The 1,624-nt window shown below is 54.1% G+C and carries 2 protein-coding genes; one reads left to right on the top strand and one right to left on the bottom strand.

All coding sequences use genetic code 11. From position 1 onward, the window contains the following. A partial coding sequence (locus Q0216_RS10420) for a UDP pyrophosphate synthase (RefSeq protein WP_298595260.1) occupies positions 1–741 on the bottom strand: 741 nt, incomplete at its 3' end. Positions 742–1,494: 753 nt separating this feature from the next. Here Q0216_RS10420 and Q0216_RS10425 point away from each other — a divergent pair. Continuing rightward, positions 1,495–1,624, top strand: a 130-nt coding sequence (locus Q0216_RS10425; RefSeq protein WP_298595263.1) for a S4 domain-containing protein, incomplete at its 3' end; no start/stop codon positions are given.

Below are 1,624 nucleotides of genomic sequence, written 5' to 3' on the forward strand. Positions count from 1 at the left end.
GGCGACGAGCGGCTTCTGGTACTGCGCCTCCAGGTCGTAGAGCTTCTGCGAACGGTCTACATCCTGATTGCACTGTGCCTGGATGGTGGCGATTCGAATTTCTTCTTCGGAGGGGGTGTTGCTCTGAGGAATGTTCTTTTCTTCCTTGACGGTCACCTCACTATCGGGGGTGAGGCCCTTATCCTTGACGCATCGCTTCCACTCGTCGTCGAGAGATTTTTTGAGTTGCCTATCGCCTGCGGCATTTCGGGCGTCGGTCTCCAAACGCGTAAACGTGCTGCTTCCGAAGGGTATCTCTCCAATTTGCTTCATCTCATCGACGGCGCGCTGATAGCATTCGGTGCGGACATCCTTCCCAGGGTCGGATGAGGCGGCAGGGGAGGAGAGGTCCAGCGTATTTGAGTCTTCGCGCTCGTGGAGGCCGTATTTTTGGGCGTGCTCAACGTTCCAGATCCCGTAGGTTCTGCCGAGGTTCCTGCCGGATCCTTCGGTGGGGACGAACATCTCGTAGTGTTGCCCGTGTTCGGCAAAGCACTTTTTGCGGGCGAGCTCAAGGGCTTTGGTGAAGTATTCGCCCTTGCCGGCGGTGTTGTATGCGTCCAGAGGCAGGATCACCCGGTCATTTTCTGTGTCGAAGATTGCTCGGGCGCTTTCATCCTTCTCCAACGTGGGACCGAAGGAGCAAGAAGACAGCACAGTGCTGATGAGGGCAGCCGCCAGAAGCTTTTTCAAAGCTGACATGGTGCTCCTCCAATCTATAAGATTCGTTGAAGAGAGCTGATGCGGTCGTTCCAATCGAACGGGTCCCACCACTCAAGTCCTTCGCGAACACCCCTTAGATTATTGAAATCTCGTGCATTCGTAGTAAGGCATGCCCCTCGGTACCCCTCGTGTTCACAGACGCGGTAATTCTCGCCGTAGCTACGAATCGAGCTAATCGAATCGTTGTAAATTCCGTACCCCCACCACACGGCAAGGTTTTTGACGGAGTTTCCCTTGGTATCCAGGGTAAAGAACCCCTGCCATTGGGCGTCGGTGGAGAACTGAGCGGAATGACTTGCAGGGACATTAATCCCTACCAACGTGGTAGCAACCAAGCCGGTTGCCAACAATTTTCGTAGACGCATTGTGTGTTTCCAATCTGTCTCGGGGGCTATAGACGTCGCGGTCGTTGCCCTGTAATGCCACACGAACTTATGTGGTTTTTGAATACTTCTCAATAAGTATTTCAAAGATACACCAAGTCGGGAGTGATTTGTAGGAAAATTAGTGCATGTGTTTTGTTGAAAATATCACACAAAACCCTATGTGATTGATCTTGTAGTCGCTGATGGGATTGACTGAACCGTCAACGAGCGCCGCACCGCAACGGTGGGGGTATAACCGTCTCAGGAATAACCCTTATATGAACTCTGCCGATAGACACGGTGAAGACGCAGGGTAGGTGGGAGCACCTGATTTGGTGCCCCGCCCACCTCGCGCCACAATGAACACATGACCGCAGAAGACACCGCCACACTAACCAGCGCCAGGCTCGACCTCTGGCTCTGGTCGGTGCGCATCTTTAAGACCCGCTCCCTCGCCGCCGACGAATGCAAAGGCGGCCACGTGCGCGTCAACGACG

Source organism: uncultured Rothia sp. (assembly GCF_937976295.1).
Classification (GTDB): Bacteria; Actinomycetota; Actinomycetes; order Actinomycetales; family Micrococcaceae; genus Rothia.